Consider the following 17,605-nt stretch of genomic DNA (forward strand, 5'->3'; position numbering starts at 1 on the left):
TTCGAAGAAGGGGGTGGGCACCGGAGGTGACCGGGGGATTTGCTTTTCGCGCCAGGAGCGAATCCTCCTCAGTCCCCCTTTTTCAAAGGGGGAGGTGGAACGGCGGGGAACTACCCCCTTCGAAGAAGGGGGTGGGCACCGGAGGTGACCGGGGGATTTGCTTTTCGCGCCAGGAGCGAATCCCCCTCAGTCCCCCTTTTTCAAAGGGGGAGGCAAAAAGCGTGAAAGGGCAAGTGCGGTGCTTGGTTCAGTGGCCCGCGCCGGGCATCACGCGGCGTGTCGTGGCCTGCGCACCGCGCGGACCTTGCCGCTGCCGCCGCCACCGGCGTAGAACAAATCCGCGCCATCGGACTCCAGCCCGCTCACGTTGGTGCCGGCCGGCATCTGCAAACGTTCCAGCACCTCGCCACTGTCGGGATCGATGCGGCGGATCTCGCTCTCGTCGCCTTCCCAGGTGCCGTGCCAGAGTTCGCCGTCCACCCAGGTGACGCCGGTGACGAAGCGGTTGGATTCGATGGTGCGCTGGATGGCGCCGGTGGCCGGATCGATGCGATGAATCCGGCGATCGCGGTAACGGCCGACCCACAGGCTGCCCTCGGCCCAGGCCAGTCCGGTGTTCCCGCCCACGGCGGGAGCTGGAATCGTCGCCACGACCTCGCCGCTGGCCGGATCGATCTTCTCGATGCGCGAATCGGTGATCTGGTACAGGTACTTGCCGTCGAAAGCGGTGCCGGCGTCGCAGGGACGCTCCAGCTTGCGAACCGCGGCGCCGCTGTCCGGATCGATGGCCACCAGGCGCTCGTTGGTGGCGGCCCAGATGCGGGTGCCGTCGTAGGTGACGCCATGCACGCCTTCGAGATGATCGAGCGGGTATTCGCGGACGATTTCGGCGGCCCTGGCCGGGGTGGCGGAACGGGAGGAAGTGCGGGTCATGGCCTGGCTCCTGCGTGGTGCGCCGGTTGCGGCGCGATGGAGACACTCTAGCCAGCGGGCAGGGTAGCGGGGAGTAACAAGATCGTCGTGAATCCGGTGAGCGGCGGCGCCACCCAGCGCCGGGCGCGGGCCCGCCCGACCGCGCGCGCGCGGCCACCGGCCTCGAGCTCGGCGAGCGCGCGCTGCACGGTGCGCTGGCTGGTATCCAGCGCCAGTGCCAATGCCGAAGTGGACCAAGCCGCGCCATCGGCAAGCAGCGCCAGCAGTTCGGCCTGTTCGCTTTCCAGCGGCGGCACCAGCAGTGCCACTTCGCGTGCGTCGTGCGGAATCAGCGCAAAGCCGCGCGCGGTGGCTTCGATGCGCGCCAGTGGTGCCGCCAACGCGCGCAGGCGGCCGAGTTCCACCCGCAGGCGGGCGCGGTAGGTCTCGTCCGGATCGCGTGTGCGGAACGCCTGTTCGATCAGGTGCTCGCGGCTGGCGTCGCCCGGCCAGGCTTCGGCCAGCACGCGCGCCAATGCGAACAGCACCGGCCGTCGCGCCAGCGGATACCAGGCGCCATCCCGACGCAGTCCGCGCCGGCAGGCATCGATCACCAATGCGCCGGAAGCGAGCAGGGTTTCGACTTCGTCCAGTCGCAACGACTGTTCGCCTTCGGTGTGCCGGCGCCGCGCCGCGGGGCGGGCCAACAGCGAACGCGCGTCGGCCACTTCCGCACGCAGGGCGGGAATGCCGGCGTGGAGGGCGGCTTCGTCGGCACGCTCCAGTGCGGCGCGTGCCGCGCCGGTACGCAATCCGCGCAGGGCCAGTTCGGCGCGCACCAACTGCGCGATCGCGGCCAGCGCCGGCGACAGCCGGCCGCGCGCCAGCACCGCCAGGGTGGCGGCGGCGGCGTCCAGGCGCCCGAGCAGCAACTGCCTGCGCGCCAGCACCAGGCGGCCCTGGCTGGCGTTGACGTGGTCGGCCTGCGCTTCCAGGACGGCGACGGCGTTCTCCAGCGCACGCGGGGTGGCGTCCAGATCCCGCATCGCCAGCGCGACTTCGGCTTCTGCGACCACGCATCGCGCGCGCGACAGCGGTTCGCGCGCACCGAAACCGCGTGCGGCCCGGCGCAGCAGTTCGCGCGCGCGCGGATGCTCGCCCAGTTGCGCCATCGCGATGCCGCGCAGCGCCAGCGCCGGCGGATCCTCGCGCAGGGCCACGCCCTTGAGCGCGCCCAGGGCATCGCCGGTGGCGAGGGCGCGTGCGGCGGCGGTGATCAGGGCGTCCATCGCGACAGGCTAACCGGTCACGATGGCCGGAGCGAACAAGGACGGCGAAGCCGGCCCATCCGCGCACGCAGCCGCGGGATGTGGCGTGTGGAACCGCGCGCTCAGCCCTCGGCGCGGTATTCCTTCTCTTCGATGAAGGTCGAGCCGGCCTGCTGGTTGATGGCGTTCTTCAGGCCCACGCGATGACCGTTGTGCTGGGCGACCGCGCGCGCCAGCTGGATGAAGGCGTCATCGAACGCCTGCGCGGCTTCCTTTTCGCGCAGCGCGTCCTGCACGTCCCACATGAGTTCGTTGGCCTGCTTCAGCTGCACCTTCAGCTCGGCCATGGTCGGATGGCGCTCGGCGATCGGCGCCCACAACGGCAGAAGATCCTGCAGTTCGGCGAGCACGTTGCGGCGCTTGCCCTCGTCGGTGATGCGCTCGGACTTGATCTCCAGGATGGTGATCTTGTCCGCCAGTTCACCGATCGACACCGGTACCCGAATCGAATCCACGTCCGTTCCTGCGTTGGGAATTTGCGCGGATGATAGCGGATCGTCCCCGTCGGACGGGGGCGGTCAGTCCGCCACCCGCACGACCAGCTTGCCGAAGTTGTGGCCCTGCAGCAGGCCGGCGAACGCGGCCGGCGCCTGTTCCAGCCCGTCCACGATGTCCTCGCGCAGGCGGATGTCGCCGTTGGCGAGCCAGTCCCGCATGTCGCGGCGGAACGTCTCGAACCGATCCGCGTAGTGGTCCAGGATGATGAAGCCCTGCATGCGCACGCGCTTCTGCAGGATCGTCGCCAGCAGCTGCGGCCGCTGATCCACCGCGCCGGCGGCGTCGCGATCGTTGTAGTGGGCGATGAAGCCGCACACCGGCACGCGCGCGTGCAGGTTGAGCAGAGGCAGCACCGCGTCCAGCACTTCGCCACCGACGTTCTCGAAGTACACGTCGATGCCGTCGGGACAGGCGGCGGCAAGATGTTCGGCCAGGTTTCCCTCGCGCCGATCCAGGCAGGCGTCGAAACCCAGTGCCTCCACCGCGAAGCGGCACTTGTCCGCGCCGCCGGCGATGCCGACCACGCGCGCGCCTTTCAGCTTGGCGAGTTGGCCGACCACGGCGCCGACCGCGCCGGTCGCCGCGGCCACCACCACCGTCTCGCCCGCGCGTGGCTGGCCGATGTCGAGCAGTCCGACGTAGGCGGTGAAACCGGGCATGCCCAACCCGCCCAGGGCGAGCGACGGCTGGGGCAGGCCATCCAGCGAGGCCAGATCGGATCCGTCCGACAGGGCGTAGTCCTGCCAGCCGGCGTTGGCGAGCACGATCTGGCCTTCGCGGAAACCGGGATGGCGCGAGCTCTCGACCCGGCTGACGGTGCCGCCGACGATCACCTCGCCCAGCGCCAACGGCGGCGCATAGCCCGGACCGATCTCGTCCATCAGGTTGCGCATGTACGGATCCAGCGACAGGTGCAGCGTGCGCAACAGCACCTGTCCTTCGCCGGGCACGGGCACCGGCTCGCGGAGCAGACGGAAGTCGGTCGCCGCCGGCAGGCCGCGCGGACGCGCGGCCAGGGTGATGCGGCGGTTGAGCGGTGTTTCGGCGGAATCGGCGGGCAGGGACATGCGGAAGGCTCAGTGGAAACCGGGACGGGAAGGCAGTGCTTCGTCCGCCAAGTTAGCCGGACGCGGGCCGTGGCGCAGGGTCAGCAGCGTGCCGAGCGTCATCATGACGACCGCGAACAGCGGACCGCCGATCGCGCCGACATGATCCACCAGCAGGCCACCGCCGATCGCGCCAGTGGCGATGGCGATCTGGAACGCGGCCACCAGCAGGCCGCCCGCGCCTTCGGCCTGATCCGGCGCGGCGCGGATGATCCAGATCTGGAAACCGACCGGGAACGCGCCGAACGCGAAGCCCCACAGCGCGATGGCGATCGCGGTGACGATCATCGAGTGCCCGGCCAGCAGCAGGCCGATCGCCAGCAGCGCGATCAGGGTGCCGCCGAACACGATCGCGGTGCGCTCGCTGCGTCCGGCCAGGTAGCCGCCGGCGAAGTTGCCGAAGAAACCACCGATGCCGTAGGCCAGCAGGATCGCCGAGATCGCGCCGACCGACAGGTGGGTGACGTTCTCCATCAGCGGACGCAGATAGGTGAAGCCGGCGAAGTGGCCCGAGATCACCAGCAGCACCGCCAGCAGCGCCATGCGTACGCCCGGCCGGCCCAGCAACTGGCCGAGCACGCGCAGATCCGGGTTGGCCGTCGGCGGCAGCGAGGGCAGGGTGAAGATCTGTGCCAGCAGCGTGATCATGCTCACCACGCCGGCGGCGACGAACGCGCTGCGCCAGCCCCACAGTTCGCCCATCCACGCGCCCACCGGCGCGGCGCAGACGGTGGCGACCGAAACGCCGGTGAGGATGAACGACATCGCGCGCGGGAATTTCGATTCCGGCACCAGTCGCATCGCCAGCGCGGCGGCCATCGACCAGAATCCGCCCAGCGCCACGCCCAGCATCACCCGCGCCGTGAGCAACGGCCACAGGCTGTCCGCGACGACGGCCAGCGCGTTGGACAGCACCAGCAGCGTCGTCAGCGCCAGCATCACGTGCTTGCGGTCGATGCGGCGGGTGAGCAGCGGAATCGACGGCGCGGCGATGGCGCCGATCAGGGCGGTGGCGGTGACGGTCTGCCCGGCCGCGCCTTCGCTGATGGACAGATCGGAGGCCAGCGCGGTGAGCAGGCTGGCCGGCAGGAATTCGGCGGTGACCAGGCCGAACACGCCCAGCGCCAGCGCGCCCACGGCGGCCCAGCGGGCGGGGACGTCGTCGCCGGCGATGGTTGGGGAAGCGGTGTCGGCAAGCGGGGAACCGGGCTCATCCAGCAGGCCGTCGGCGGTGCAGTCGGAACAGGAGGGGGAAGACACGGGGGAGGGAATCCGGGGGAGCGGACGGGCAGATTAGGCGTATGATGCTGGCGTTTCCATGCCGGAAAGGCCGATATGCTTGCTCATTCGTCCAGGATTTCGAACCCCGCGACCCCGCGTGGCGAGGCCGAGGCGCCCGCCGGCGGACGCGACATGCTCACCCGGGTCCTGCTCGACCTGCGCCTGGACGGCGTCGAATACGGCCGCTGCGTGATGCAGGCGCCGTGGGCGATCGCCTTTCCGGCCAGCCGCGAGGCGCGCTTCCATTTCGTCGCCCGGGGCGGCTGCTGGCTGAAGCTGCCGGACACGGACTGGGTGCGCCTGAACGCGGGCGACGCGGTGCTGCTGCCGCGTGGCGGTTTCCACGTGCTGGCCAGCGCGCCGGACGTGCCGACGATGGACATCGACGCGCTGGCGCGGGTGCCGGTGTCGGAGAACATCTACCTGGTCAAGACAGAGCACGACGGCGATGCCGATCCGGAAGCCAGCACCGTGATGTTCTGCGGCAGCCTGCGCTTCAACCTGGATCCGTTGCATCCGCTGCTGGCGATGATGCCGGACATGATGCGTGCCGGCGAACTGGCGCAGCGCGATCCCACCGTGCCGGCGATGCTGGAGGCGATGGAGCGCGAAGTCGCGCTGGATCGCATCGGCGCGTGCGGCATCCTGGCGCGGCTCGCCGACGTGCTGGCCGCCAGCATCATCCGCGCGTGGGTGGAGTGCGGATGCAGCGATTCCTCCGGCTGGATCGCCGCCGTGCACTGCCCGTCGATCGGCAAGGTCGTCGCCGCCATCCACGCCGAACCCGAACGCGACTGGACGGTGCCGGAGCTGGCCGGCCTGATGGGCGCGTCGCGATCCCGCTTCGCCGAGGCGTTCACCCGGACGCTCGGCGAGACACCGGCGCGCTATGTCGCGCGGATCAAGATGTTCCAGGCGCGGCGCTGGATCGCGCAGGACGGCATGCGGGTGGCGGTGGCGGCCAATCGCCTGGGTTATGACTCCGAAGCCTCCTTCAGCAGGGCGTTCAAGCGCATCATCGGCCAGTCGCCCGGCGCGCTGCGCAGCGAGCACCTGCACGCGCGACCGCGCGCCGCGTTCGAGGCGCGTGCACCGCGCTGATCGTCGCGCGGTGCGGCGTGGTGCCGGTCAATGCTTGCGGACCTCATCGAGCCGGATCTCATCAAGGATCCGGCGCACCGCCCCGGCGACCACGGCCGGATTCTCGTACGGGATGACATGGCCGGTGTTTTCCGCGACCACCAGGAAGCCGTGCGTGGACAGGGTCGCCAGATCTTCCTGCCACTCGCGCCACTGGAGATCCTCCGCGTTCGGCGGCGTCTCGGTCTTGCCGCGCCGGATGACCGCCAGCGGCAGATCGCCGAGAGTGCCGTAGCCATGCGCCTGCCGCATCGCGGCGGGTATGCGATCAAGCGCTTCGTATTCCTGCTTGACCGTGGCCAGCACGCGCGGCAGGAACGCCACCACGATGTCGGGCTCGACGTCGGCCGGCAGCGGCACGACCGGACCGTCGCCCTGCGCCTTCTTCAACCCGGCATCGATTTCCGCCGCCAGGCCCTTGCGGAATTGCGCCGCGCCCGGAGTGAACAGATACGGCTCGGGACTGGCATCCACCAGCACCAGGCCGGCGACCTCGTCCGGATATTCCCGCGCGTACAGCCGCGCCAGCAGTCCGCCGACGGAATGGCCGACGATCACCAATGGCGTCCGCAATTTCTTCGCGGCGATCAGTGCGTGCAGATCCGCCACCATGTCCTGTTGCGTGCGGGCGCCGGGAACCGGATCGCTCCAGCCCAGTCCCGCGCGGTCATAGGTGCAGGCGCGGGCGAACGGCGCGATGGCGTCCTGCGCCTTGGAGAAGCCCGAATGCGCGGTGTACTGCGACAGCCCGGCCTCGAACAGCACGGTGGGAGCGGCCGCGTCACCCTTGCAGTCCAGGTGCAGGCGGCGTCCGCCGATATCCACGAGTTCGCCCGGCGCGGGTGGCGGAACGAACGCGGGTGGAGACGGAGCGGATTCATCCGCGAAAACGAGGTTGGCCAGGCCCAGGTTGGCCGGAATCAGGGCGAGCGAAAGCAGACACGCGCGAAGCATGGCGGGACTCCTTGGCAAGGGAAGCGGGAAGGCCGGCGGCGCCGGCCGGTGGTGTCAGCCGGAAAGATCCGGCAGACGGATGCGGGTGCGGCCGCGATGCAGGCGGATCCCCAGGTCCACCAGCATGATGACGACGATCAGCGCCAGGATGCCGCGCGCACCCTGATCGGTCGGCGTGGCCTGGAACATGCGGCCGGCGGTGACCCACCAGAGCAGCAGTGCGATGAAGGCCGCGCTGGACACGATCTCCAGCTTGCGCATGAGCGGCGACCAGCGCCCCTGCACCAGCACGCAGGCCAGGATCGCGAAGCTGGCCGCCCACAACGGCAGCACCGGCCAGGCGCGGATCCGCAGGAAATCCGGATCCAGCGCCAGCACCCGCGGCAACGCGCCGGGCAGATGCGGTACCAGCCAGGGCAGCGATACCACCACGGCCACGCCGATCACGAACCACGCCAGGCCGAAGGCGAGCGCGCCGCGGTTGACGCGTTCGGGATCGACCGCTCGCGGTCGCCAGCGCGGCTTGAACCAGCCGCGCTGGCGCAGCCACGCGGCGAGCAGGGTGAACATGATCATGAAGCCCGGCCACCAGAACGCGCCCAGGCCCGGACCCAGCCACCAGCCGGCCAGCGGCAGGCGGCCGTCGAACACGTGCGGCAGGCTGATCGCCCACTGGATGGCGAGGCCGATGATCGCGATCAGCGCGAACTTGCCGGTTTCCTGCGGAGGAATGGCGACCAGGCCCGGCGGGCGGTAGCGCGTGGCCACCTCGGCCGGCGTACCGAATTCGCGCAGCAGCGCCAGCACCATCGCATCGTCGGCGGGCCGGCCTTCGCCATCGGCGCGTTCGGCCAGCATCTCGGCGAGCAGGCCACGCAGTTCCAGCCCGATTTCGTTGCGCTCGCGTGCGGGCAGGCGGCGCATCACATCGATCACGTAGGCATCGATCACGTCGTTCACGTTCATTTCCCGTCCCCTTGCAGCAGTCCACCCATGGTCCCGACCAGCGAATCCCAATAGGCCTTCAATTCGGCGAGCATCGCCTCGCCCGCGTCGTTCAAGCGGTAATAGCGGCGTGGCGGGCCGTCCTCGATCCGCCACTCCGAGGCCAGCACCCCCTGGCCTTCCAGACGCCGCAGCAGCGGATACAGCGTGCCTTCCTCGATCGGCATGCCACGCTGGGCCAGCGCCTGCCGCAGCGAATAGCCGTACTGGAACTCGCGCAGCTGCGACAGCACCGCCAGCACCAGCACGCCGCGCCGCAGCTCCAGTTCCAGCTTGGATCCCGGGTTGTCGCGCGCTTCCACCATGTTCCACCCCGTAAAGTTTGGCGAACAGTACTTTGTGTTGCACAGTATGTAAATCCCGGGAAGCAACTTGCCGACGGACGGCGGCAGGACGCCCGGTGGCGGACGCCGAACGTACGAAAACGGACATGATGGCGTGCCAAGGGGGAAAGAATCTTCCACTGAATCAATCAGTTGAGCGCGCATCGCGATTGGCACGCGGCATGCTCTTCAAAGGGGCATGGACATCGCCCGCCCCCAGACCCGCTCCGCATCCCGCCGCCGCCTGCTGCTTGTCGGCGGCCCGATTCTGTTCCTGGCGGCGGTCGCCGCCGTCGCCGTGCTTGGCGTGGGCCAGGCCGCACCCAAGGTCGAACGCGGCAGCCTGTGGATCGGCGACGCCGAGCGCGGCGACATGGTGCGCGAGATCCGCGCCACCGGCACGCTGGTGCCACGCGACATCCGCTGGATTACCGCCGGTGCCGTCGCCACGCTGGAGCAGGTGCTGGTGCAGCCCGGCAGCCGGGTGGGCGCGGACACGGCGATCCTGCGCATGGTCAATCCGGAGCTGACCGCCAACCTGGAAAAGGCCGAAGCGGCGCTGGCGGGCGCCGAGGCCGAAGTCGCCTCGGTGCGCACGTCGCTGGCCTCGCAGTTGCTGGACCAGCAGGCGCAGCAGGCGCAGGCGGAGTCGGAATGGCGCATCGCCGAGGTCAAGGCGCAGGCCTACGAACGCGCGCACGCCGCCGGGGTGATGTCGAAGATCGATCTGCGTCAGGCGCAGATCACCGAGACCACCCAGCAGGGACGCGCGGAAATCGAAACCCGGCGCGTGTCCGCGTTCCGCCAGAACATGGCCGCGCAACTGCGCGCGGCGCAGGCGCGGCGCGACGAAGCCGCCAGCACGCTGGCGATCGCGCGCCAGCAGGTCGCGGCGCTGGACGTGCGCGCCGGCAGCGACGGCATCCTCCAGCAGATCGACGTCGAACCGGGCCAGCAGGTCACCGTCGGCGCCAAGCTCGCACGGGTGGCGCGTCCGGATGATCTGATCGCGCGGTTGCAGGTACCGGAAGTGCTGGCCAAGGACCTGTCGCTGGACCTGGCGGTGAGCGTGGACACCCGCAATGGCGTGGTGGAGGGTCGGCTCACCCGCATCGATCCGGCGGTACGCAACGGCAGCGTGACCATCGATGTGGATCTGGGACGCAAGCTGCCGCCCGGCGCGCGCCCGGATCTGTCGGTCGACGGGCGCATCCGCCTGGGCGTGCTGCGCGACGTGATCAGCATTCCGCGCCCGGCGCTGGCCGTGCCTGGCAGTCCCGGCACCCTGTTCGTGCTGGACGGCGATGGCGAGGCCCGCCAGACCGCGGTGCGCTTCGGCGCCGCCTCCAGCGATCGCATCGAAATCCGCAACGGTCTTCGCCCCGGCGACCGCGCCGTGCTTTCCGACACCAGCCAGTGGGCGCAGTACCCGCGACTGCGTTTACGCTGACCATTCCCAGGAGCCCCGATGAATATCGCCGTCCCACCTGCTTCCGCCATCCCCGCATCGCTGCTGCGCCTGCAGCACCTGGGCAAGGTTTTCCATACCGACGAGGTCGAAACCCACGCCCTGTCCGACATCGCGCTGGACATCGCCCAGGGCGATTTCGTCGCCATCACCGGTCCTTCCGGTTGCGGCAAGTCCACGTTGCTGTCGATCCTGGGCCTGCTGGATGCGCCCAGCCGCGGCGAGTACTGGCTCAACGGGCGCAATGTCGCCGACCTGGATGCGCGTGGCCGCGCGCGCATCCGCAATGGCGAGATCGGCTTCATCTTCCAGGCGTTCAACCTGATCGCGGATCTGACCGTGGAAGAGAACGTCGCCCTGCCGCTGACCTATCGCGACGGCTTCGGCCGCGCCGACATCACCCGGCGGGTGCGCGAAGTGCTGGAACTGGTCGGCATGAACCACCGCACCCGCCACTATCCGGGGCAGCTGTCCGGCGGCCAGCAGCAGCGCGTGGCGGTGGCGCGCGCGCTGGTGGGGAACCCGTCGATCCTGCTGGCCGACGAACCCACCGGCAACCTCGACAGCCGCAACGGCGAGGCGGTGATGCAGTTGCTGGAACAACTGCACGAAAACGGCACCACGCTGTGCATGGTGACCCACGATCCCGCGTTCGCGCGACGCGCGACGCGCATCGTGCACATGCTCGACGGCCGCATCGTCGACGAGGACACCTTCGAGCGGCTGCGTCATGAGCGCGACATGGCGTTGCCGGGACTGGAGGCGGTGTCGTGAGCGCGGCGATCCTGTGGAACGAGGCGCGCCAGTCCTGGCGCGGCCTGCTGCGCCGGCCCGGCTACCTGCTACTGGCGGTGCTGACCCTGGCGCTGGGCGTGGCGACGACCACGGCGGTGTTCTCGCTGCTGGACCAGGCGCTGCTGAAGCCGCTGCCGTTTCCGCAGCCGGATCGGCTGGTCACCCTCGGCCAGTACTTCGACGGCGAGCGCAACTCGGCCGCGCCCGGTTACTACGCGCCGGTGCGGCGCATGCGCAGCTTCGCCTCGACCGGCATGCTGCGGAGCTGGGCGATCAACACCAATATCGCGCGCGGCGACGAGGGGCGGGTGGTCGGCTCCCTGCTCGTGGATCGCGGCTTTCTGGACACGCTGGGCCTGCCGATGGCGCTGGGCCGCAACTTCAACGCCGAGGAGGACCGGGTGAACGGTCCGCAGGCGGTCATCCTCAGCCATGCGTTCTGGACGCAGTACTACGGCGCCGATCCCGCCGCCATCGGCCAGACCCTGCAGGTGGAAGGCCGCGCCGCGCAGGTGGTCGGGGTGTTGCCGGCCGCGTTCCGCTGGCCGGTGCAGTTCGACATCCTGCTGTCGATGCAGCCGGACCTGGCCAGCACCAATCTGTCCACCAATGAGCAGATCATCGCCCGGATCAAGCCCGGCATCAGCGTGGCCGAAGCCTCGGCGGAAACCGGCGCCGTGCTCGGCGCGCTGCTTCGCCAGAACCCGCGGATGACCGAGGAATGGCAACGCCACCTGCTCGAATTCCCGCCCAATGCGCTGCCGCTGAAGGGCAGCGTGTTCGCCTCGCGCACCGGCAATACCCTGTGGCTGTTCTTCGGCGCGGGCGCGTGCGTGCTGCTGATCGCAGCGATCAACCTGGCCAGCCTAATGCTGCTGCGCGCGCTGGGCCGCAGCCATGACAGCGCGGTGCGCGTTGCCCTCGGCGCGCCACTGGCCCGGTTGGGCCTGCCGGCGCTGGCCGAGGGGCTGTTGATTGGTCTTGGCGGCGCGCTGGTCGGCATCGCACTGGCCTGGCTGGGCCTGCGCCTGATGGCCGGCTGGGTGCCACCGGAATGGATCCGTGGCGAAGCGGCCGCCTTGACCGGCACCAGCGTGGGCTTCGCACTGCTGGCCGGCGCGGCCACCGCGTTGCTGGCGTCCGTGCTGGGACTGCTGCGCGTGCGCGGCTTGCAACTTACCCGCGAACTGGTCGGCGGCGGGCGCGCGGGCTGGAGCCGCGGCGCCGGCCGGCTAGGCCGCGGACTGGTGATCGCGCAGGTGGTGGTGGCGGTGGTGCTGCTGATCGGCGCCGCCCTGTTCACCCGCACCCTGCAACGATTGTCCGAGGTGCCGATGGGGTTCGAGAGCCGCGCGGTGACCATCTTCAGTCTGGCGCCGATCCGGGAACGCCACGCCGAAGTCGGCTCGATGGTCGAGCAGACCGATCGCATCGTCGAACGGCTGCGGCGGTTGCCCGGGATCGCCCATGTCGGGGCGGGCAGCAACCCGCCCACGGCCACCCAGTTGAACTGGAGCTACGTGCTGCCGGACGGACGCTCGATCAGCGCGCAGTACCGCTTCATGACGCCGGATTTCTTCAATGTGTTCGGCATGCCGGTGCTCGCCGGCCGCGGGATTGGCGAACAGGACACCGCCGGCGCCGAGCGCATCTGTGTAGTCAGCGCCGCGTTCGCGCGCCAGTACCTGGGTGATGCGCCGCTGGGAAAAATTGTCGCCATCGAGGACGACGGCGAGGATCGGCGCGTGCCGATGCGGGTGGTCGGGGTGGTGGGCGACGTGCGCCAGTTCGGCCCGGCCGAGCCGGCGCCCCCGATCGTCTACACCCCGCTGGCGCAGCTGCCCCCGAGCGCATGGCGGATCATCCGCGGATTCGGCGGCCTCACCTATGCGCTGCAGTCGCGCGCCGGCAACACCGCCGGAAGCGCCGAACGCGCGTTGCGAGAGGCGATCGCCGAGGTCGCGCCGCAGCAGCCGATCTCCGATCTGGATGCGATGGACGCGGTGGTCGCGTCCACCACCAGCGAGCAGAAGCTCAACCTGCTGCTGGTGGGCCTGTTCGCCGGCCTGGCGCTGCTGCTGGCGGCGGTGGGCCTGTACGCGGTGATGGCGACCGCGGTGGCCGCGCGCCGGCACGAATTCGGCGTGCGCGCCGCGCTCGGCGCCGATCCGCGCCGGCTGCTGCGGCAGGTGCTGCGCGAGGCCGGTCTGCAGATCGCCATCGGGCTGCTGGCGGGACTGGGCATCGCGATGGCGATGTCGCGGTTCCTGCAGCGCTACCTGTTCGAGGTGCAGGTGGCGGACCCGCTGGCGATCGGTGCGGTGGTGGTGGCGCTGGCGCTGGCCGGCCTGCTGGCGGCGCTTTCGCCGGCGTTGCGGGCGGCGCGGGTGCCGCCGATGCAGGCGCTGCGCAATGAGTAGCGCCCGCGCTCCGGCGCGGACGCTAGACTGGCGGTGATGAGCACCGTGCCGACTTCCCGTCCGTCCCCCAGCGCCCGCATCCTGGTCGTCGACGATCAGCCCGACGTGCGCGAGGCGCTGCGCATGCTGCTCAAGAGCGCCGGCTACGGCATGGTCGGCGCGGAGTCGCCGGAGATCGCGCTGGGCTGCCTGCGCGGCGACGAATTCGCCGCCGTGCTGGTGGACATGAACTACCGCCGCGACACCACCTCCGGCGAGGAGGGCCTGGCGCTGGTGGAGCAGATCGCCGCGCAGTGCCCCGGCCTGCCGGTGGTGGCGATGACCGCCTGGGGCAGCATCGAACTGGCGGTGACGGCGATGCAGCGCGGCGCGGTCGATTTCATCGAGAAGCCGTGGCAGAACGCGCGCGTGCTGAACGTGCTGGAAAGCCGCATCGCGCTGGATCGCAGCCGCCGCAGCGAGCAGCGGCTGGGACAGGCGCAGGCGCTGCTGCTGCAGGAGGCCGGCGACGACTTCATCGCCGAATCGCCGGTGATGCGCCGCCTGCTGGAGGATCTGGCGCGGATCGCCGAGAGCGACGCCAACCTGCTCTTGCTGGGCGAGAACGGCACCGGCAAGAGCCTGCTGGCCGGTTTCGTGCATCGCGGCTCGCGGCGCGCGGCGCGGGCCTTCGTCAAGGTCAACATCGGCGGCATCGCGCCGACCCTGTTCGAGGCCGAACTGTTCGGCCACGTGCGCGGCGCCTACACCGACGCGCGCCAGGATCGCGCCGGCCGGTTCGAACTGGCCGACGGCGGCACCCTGTTCCTGGACGAGATCGGCAACCTGCCGCTGGACCAGCAGCCCAAGCTGCTGCGCGCGATCGAGGAAGGGGAATTCGAACGCCTGGGCTCCTCGCAGACGCGGCGGGTGGACGTGCGCGTGATCGCCGCGACCAACGCGGATCTGGAAAGCGAAGTGGCGGCCGGCCGCTTCCGCCAGGATCTGCTGTACCGGATCAACACGTTCCAGGTGCGGGTGCCGGCGCTGCGCGAGCGCGGCGAGGACATCCTGCCGCTGGCGCGCCATTACCTGTCCGCCGCCTGCACCCGCTACCGCCGCCCGGTGCCGCGCATCGGGCGCGACGCCGAACGCGCGCTGCTCACCTACCCGTGGCCGGGCAATGTGCGCGAACTGTCGCATGTGATGGAACGCGCGGCGCTGCTGGCCGACGAAGGCGTGCTGGACGCCGCCGCGCTGCGCCTGCCCGGCGCGGCGGAGCCGCGGCTGTCCGAACGCATGACCCTGGAGGAAGCCGAAGCGCTGCTGCTGCGGCGCGCGCTGGCCGATCAGGGCGGCAACCTGCAACGTGCCGCCGACCAATTGGGCATCACCCGCCAGAGCCTGTACCGGCGGCTGGAGAAACACGGCCTGCGTGGCGATGAGAATGCCTGAGCGCGGACGCGCGGCGTGGCTGGTCGCGCCGTCGATGCTGGCGTTGGCGGCCGTGCTCGCGCTGGGCACGCCGGCGCCGCGCGAGGCCGCCCTGTTGCTGATCTGCGTGCTGGCGCTGACCGCGATCATCTGGCGATTACAGCGATACGCGGATGGACGCCGCCTGCGCACCCTCGACGGCCTGCTGGAATCGTTGCGCGAAGGCGACTACAGCGTGCGCGGCGCGGCTTCCGGTGGCGGCGGGCAGATTCAGGTGATGGGCCGTTTCAACGCGCTGGCGCAGCGCCTGCAGGACGAGCAGCGCGACTCCCATGAGAGCCTGCAACTGCTCAGCAAGACCCTGGCCGCGCTGGACGGCGCGGTGTTCGCGTTCGAGCAGGGTGACCGCCTGCGCCTGATCAATCCCGCCGGTGAACGCCTGCTGGGCCGTCCGGCCGCGGAACTGCTGGGACAACGCGCGGACGCGCTGGGGCTGGCGCCGTTGTTCGATATTCCGAATGGCCGCATCCACCCGCATGCCTTTCCCACCCAGCAGGGGCGCTGGCAGATCGGGCACGCGTCGCTGCGCAGCCGCAGCCAGGCCGGCCGCCTGCTCGTCCTGCAACCGATGGAACGCGCGCTGCGCGACGAGGAAGCGCAGGCATTCCGCCGCCTGCTGCGCGTGCTCAGCCACGAAATCAACAACTCGATGGCGCCGATCGCCTCCATGGCCGATACCCTGGCGCGCATGTTGCCGCCGGAAGGCGCGACGCTCGACCCCGAGGCGCGCACGGACCTTGCCCGTGGCCTGGACCTGATTGAACAGCGCAGCCTGGCATTGCAGCGTTTCCTCGGCGGCTATGCGCGATTGGCCAAGCTGCCCGAACCGCAACCGGCCAGCGTGCCGTTGGCGCCGCTGTGCGAGCGCGTGCGCCGGCTGGTCGACGAACGCATCCAGGTCGAGGTCGCACCGCAACTGCGGGTCGTCGCCGATGCCGATCAGTTGGAGCAGGTGCTGATCAACCTGCTGCGCAACGCGGTCGAAGCCGGCGGCAGCGCGCCGGTCGAGTTGTGCGCATGGGCGGAAAACGGACAGGCGCGCGTGCAGGTCAGGGACCGCGGCGAGGGGCTGCCGTCCAGCGACAGCCTGTTCGTGCCGTTCTTCACCACCAAGAGCGGCGGCTCCGGCATCGGCCTGGTGCTGTCACGCCAGATCCTGGAAGCGCAGCAGGGCAGCCTGGAGCTGTTGTCGCGCGCACCGGAGACGGGCACGGTGGCGGAACTGCGGTTGCCGTTGGCACAAGACGGCTGACGTCTTCCCGCTAGGGCCGCGGCAGTCCCGCCGCCAGCCATGCCGCGCCCAGGCACATCGCCAGCACCCACAGCGCGGATCGCCGCACCCGCGCGGCGATCAGCAGGCCCAGCGCGACGATGCCCACGTCGACGGGCGTGCCCACCGCGTTCTTCCACAACGGGTCGTACAGCGCCGCCGCCAACAGGCCCACGACCGCCGCGTTGATGCCGGCCACCATTCGCGCCAGCCGCGGACGCGAGGCAATCCGCGTCCAGCCAGGCAGCAGCGCGATCAGCAGCAGGAAACCCGGCAGGAAAATGCACAGCAGCGCCACCGTGGCGGCCAACGGACGGGCGACGCCGGCATCCACACCGGCGCCAAGAAAAGCCGCCAGCGAAAACATCGGTCCGGGCATCGCCTGCGCGGCGCCGTAGCCGGCGAGGAACTGGTCCGCGCTCAACCATCCCGGCGCCACCAGCTTGGCTTCCAGCAATGGCAGCACCACGTGGCCGCCGCCGAACACCAGCGCGCCGGACTGGTAGCTGGCCGCCGCCAGTGCATCCAGTGTCGGTGCCTCGCCACGCGGCCAGAACGCCCATGGCAATCCCGCCGCGAACAGGACCAGCGCGATCGGCGCCAGCCAGCGCGGCACGCGCGGAGCCGGGCTGCTGCCCGCCGGCGCCGGCGGACAGCACCACGCGCCTGCGATCGCGCCGAGGCCGATGCCCGCCAGCTGCCAGATCGGATTGCGGGCCAGCAACACCAGCACGGCGATCGCGGTCGCCAGCGCGATGCGGCGCGGGTCCGGGGTGAGCGTGCGCGCCATCCCCCACAGGCCGTGCGCGACCACCACCACCGCGACCAGCTTGAGGCCATGCACCAGTACCAGCCCGAGGGGCGTCGTGGTCGCGCGCGGCGCATGCAGCGCCAGCCAGTACATCAACAGCGCCGAGGGCAGGGTGAAGCCGAGGAATGCCGCCAGCGCCCCGCGCCAGCCGCCGCGCAGCCAGCCCAGCGCGAAGCCGAGCTGGCTGCTCGCCGGACCCGGAAGAAACTGGCACAGGCCCACCAGACCGGCAAACGCGTCTTCGTCCAGCCAGCGCCGACGCTGCACGAATTCGGCGCGGAAGTAGCCCAGATGCGCCAGCGGCCCACCGAACGAAGTCAGCCCCAGCCGCAGGAACACCAGGAAGATCGCGATCGCGCCCGAGGGCGGCGCATGGGAACCGGTGGGCGATGGATGGCTCAAGGACATTCCTTCAGGACGGCGCGGCGCATGGAGATCGGACAGGCCACCATGATCCAACATCGCCGCGATGACCCGATGATGGCAATTCCCCAAACGCGTGCAGGAGCGACGTCAGTCGCGACCACTTCCCGGGGGGCACTGAACGCCACGGTCGCGACTTACGTCGCTCCTACGGGGAAGGAACGCCTTGATTGAAAGATGGATCACTTGCCAGCCATCGCCTTTGTCCGCTCCACTCAAGCCAACCTGCCATTGTGGGAGCGACGTCAGTCGCGAGCTTTTCCGCAGATGCCACGAGTCCCGCTTTCGCAACCAGCGTCGTTCCCGCAAGCGGGCGCGATCACGGTTGTAGGAGCGACGTAAGTCGCGACCGCTTCCCGGGCGGCATTGAACCCCACGGTCGCGACTTACGTCGCTCC

The 17,605-nt window shown here is 70.2% G+C and carries 15 protein-coding genes; 6 read left to right on the forward strand and 9 right to left on the reverse strand.

Features of this window, described 5'->3' with window-relative positions:
* Window positions 1-267: 267 nt before the first annotated feature.
* From ACTJI2_RS17900 to ACTJI2_RS17920, 5 genes are all read right to left on the reverse strand, one after another.
* On the reverse strand, window positions 268-933 hold the full coding sequence (locus ACTJI2_RS17900) for a Vgb family protein (protein ID WP_440842914.1): 666 nt from the start codon (window positions 931-933) through the stop codon (window positions 268-270).
* A 47-nt stretch (window positions 934-980) separates the two neighbouring features.
* Window positions 981-2,201 (reverse strand): helix-turn-helix domain-containing protein, encoded by a 1,221-nt coding sequence (locus ACTJI2_RS17905; RefSeq protein WP_440842915.1) that lies wholly within the window; start codon window positions 2,199-2,201, stop codon window positions 981-983.
* A gap of 101 nt (window positions 2,202-2,302) precedes the next feature.
* Window positions 2,303-2,695 carry a DUF6165 family protein gene (locus ACTJI2_RS17910; protein ID WP_440842916.1) on the reverse strand — a complete coding sequence of 131 codons (393 nt, stop codon included), beginning with the start codon at window positions 2,693-2,695 and terminating at the stop codon, window positions 2,303-2,305.
* A 63-nt stretch (window positions 2,696-2,758) separates the two neighbouring features.
* The gene (locus tag ACTJI2_RS17915) at window positions 2,759-3,805 is read right to left on the reverse strand and encodes an NADP-dependent oxidoreductase (RefSeq protein WP_440842917.1); all 1,047 of its coding nucleotides are present in this window, start codon (window positions 3,803-3,805) and stop codon (window positions 2,759-2,761) included.
* Between the two features lie 9 nt (window positions 3,806-3,814).
* Window positions 3,815-5,104 carry an MFS transporter gene (locus ACTJI2_RS17920; RefSeq protein WP_440842918.1) on the reverse strand — a complete coding sequence of 430 codons (1,290 nt, stop codon included), beginning with the start codon at window positions 5,102-5,104 and terminating at the stop codon, window positions 3,815-3,817.
* Window positions 5,105-5,179: 75 nt separating this feature from the next.
* Between ACTJI2_RS17920 and ACTJI2_RS17925 the strand changes: the two genes are divergently transcribed.
* Window positions 5,180-6,226 carry an AraC family transcriptional regulator gene (locus ACTJI2_RS17925; protein WP_440842919.1) on the forward strand — a complete coding sequence of 349 codons (1,047 nt, stop codon included), beginning with the start codon at window positions 5,180-5,182 and terminating at the stop codon, window positions 6,224-6,226.
* Window positions 6,227-6,253: 27 nt separating this feature from the next.
* On the opposite strand, the gene ACTJI2_RS17930 is transcribed toward ACTJI2_RS17925, so the two are convergent.
* The 3 genes from ACTJI2_RS17930 to ACTJI2_RS17940 are packed head-to-tail and all read right to left on the reverse strand — an operon-like array spanning window position 6,254 to window position 8,529.
* On the reverse strand, window positions 6,254-7,219 hold the full coding sequence (locus ACTJI2_RS17930) for an alpha/beta fold hydrolase (protein WP_440842920.1): 966 nt from the start codon (window positions 7,217-7,219) through the stop codon (window positions 6,254-6,256).
* Window positions 7,220-7,273: 54 nt separating this feature from the next.
* Window positions 7,274-8,185: a hypothetical protein gene (locus ACTJI2_RS17935; RefSeq protein WP_440842921.1), complete on the reverse strand. Its 912-nt coding sequence runs from the start codon at window positions 8,183-8,185 to the stop codon at window positions 7,274-7,276.
* Window positions 8,182-8,529: a PadR family transcriptional regulator gene (locus ACTJI2_RS17940; RefSeq protein WP_141455437.1), complete on the reverse strand. Its 348-nt coding sequence runs from the start codon at window positions 8,527-8,529 to the stop codon at window positions 8,182-8,184. Before ACTJI2_RS17940 ends, ACTJI2_RS17935 begins: the two co-directional genes overlap by 4 nt.
* 217 nt (window positions 8,530-8,746) lie before the next feature.
* Here ACTJI2_RS17940 and ACTJI2_RS17945 point away from each other — a divergent pair, with 217 nt between their 5' ends.
* The 5 genes from ACTJI2_RS17945 to ACTJI2_RS17965 all read left to right on the forward strand — a co-directional run bounded on the left by ACTJI2_RS17945 (window position 8,747) and on the right by ACTJI2_RS17965 (window position 15,955).
* Window positions 8,747-9,997 (forward strand): efflux RND transporter periplasmic adaptor subunit, encoded by a 1,251-nt coding sequence (locus ACTJI2_RS17945; RefSeq protein ID WP_440842922.1) that lies wholly within the window; start codon window positions 8,747-8,749, stop codon window positions 9,995-9,997.
* 18 nt (window positions 9,998-10,015) lie between these two features.
* Window positions 10,016-10,789: an ABC transporter ATP-binding protein gene (locus ACTJI2_RS17950; RefSeq protein WP_192198042.1), complete on the forward strand. Its 774-nt coding sequence runs from the start codon at window positions 10,016-10,018 to the stop codon at window positions 10,787-10,789.
* Window positions 10,786-13,230, forward strand: coding sequence for an ADOP family duplicated permease (locus tag ACTJI2_RS17955; protein ID WP_203323646.1), 2,445 nt, complete (start codon window positions 10,786-10,788; stop codon window positions 13,228-13,230). Before ACTJI2_RS17950 ends, ACTJI2_RS17955 begins: the two co-directional genes overlap by 4 nt.
* Window positions 13,231-13,266: 36 nt before the next feature.
* On the forward strand, window positions 13,267-14,664 hold the full coding sequence (locus ACTJI2_RS17960; RefSeq protein WP_192198040.1) for a sigma-54-dependent transcriptional regulator: 1,398 nt from the start codon (window positions 13,267-13,269) through the stop codon (window positions 14,662-14,664).
* Window positions 14,665-15,475: 811 nt separating this feature from the next.
* Window positions 15,476-15,955 carry a sensor histidine kinase gene (locus tag ACTJI2_RS17965; protein ID WP_203323654.1) on the forward strand — a complete coding sequence of 160 codons (480 nt, stop codon included), beginning with the start codon at window positions 15,476-15,478 and terminating at the stop codon, window positions 15,953-15,955.
* Window positions 15,956-15,965: 10 nt separating this feature from the next.
* On the opposite strand, the gene chrA is transcribed toward ACTJI2_RS17965, so the two are convergent.
* On the reverse strand, window positions 15,966-17,192 hold the full coding sequence (chrA, locus tag ACTJI2_RS17970) for a chromate efflux transporter (protein WP_440842923.1): 1,227 nt from the start codon (window positions 17,190-17,192) through the stop codon (window positions 15,966-15,968).
* Between the last annotated feature and the right edge of the window lie 413 nt (window positions 17,193-17,605).

The sequence above is a fragment of the Pseudoxanthomonas sp. 22568 genome, assembly GCF_052044485.1.
GTDB lineage: Bacteria > Pseudomonadota > Gammaproteobacteria > Xanthomonadales > Xanthomonadaceae > Pseudoxanthomonas_A > Pseudoxanthomonas_A beigongshangi.

Excerpts from the sequence above, each read along its gene's own strand:
- ACTJI2_RS17900 (WP_440842914.1), bottom strand. The coding sequence starts at position 933 with ATGACCCGCACTTCCTCCCGTTCCGCCACCCCGGCCAGGGCCGCCGAA.
- ACTJI2_RS17905 (WP_440842915.1), bottom strand. The coding sequence starts at position 2,201 with ATGGACGCCCTGATCACCGCCGCCGCACGCGCCCTCGCCACCGGCGAT.
- ACTJI2_RS17945 (WP_440842922.1), top strand. The coding sequence starts at position 8,747 with ATGGACATCGCCCGCCCCCAGACCCGCTCCGCATCCCGCCGCCGCCTG.
- ACTJI2_RS17935 (WP_440842921.1), bottom strand. The coding sequence starts at position 8,185 with ATGAACGTGAACGACGTGATCGATGCCTACGTGATCGATGTGATGCGC.
- ACTJI2_RS17960 (WP_192198040.1), top strand. The coding sequence starts at position 13,267 with ATGAGCACCGTGCCGACTTCCCGTCCGTCCCCCAGCGCCCGCATCCTG.
- ACTJI2_RS17930 (WP_440842920.1), bottom strand. The coding sequence starts at position 7,219 with ATGCTTCGCGCGTGTCTGCTTTCGCTCGCCCTGATTCCGGCCAACCTG.
- chrA (WP_440842923.1), bottom strand. The coding sequence starts at position 17,192 with ATGTCCTTGAGCCATCCATCGCCCACCGGTTCCCATGCGCCGCCCTCG.
- ACTJI2_RS17925 (WP_440842919.1), top strand. The coding sequence starts at position 5,180 with ATGCTTGCTCATTCGTCCAGGATTTCGAACCCCGCGACCCCGCGTGGC.
- ACTJI2_RS17950 (WP_192198042.1), top strand. The coding sequence starts at position 10,016 with ATGAATATCGCCGTCCCACCTGCTTCCGCCATCCCCGCATCGCTGCTG.
- ACTJI2_RS17940 (WP_141455437.1), bottom strand. The coding sequence starts at position 8,529 with ATGGTGGAAGCGCGCGACAACCCGGGATCCAAGCTGGAACTGGAGCTG.
- ACTJI2_RS17915 (WP_440842917.1), bottom strand. The coding sequence starts at position 3,805 with ATGTCCCTGCCCGCCGATTCCGCCGAAACACCGCTCAACCGCCGCATC.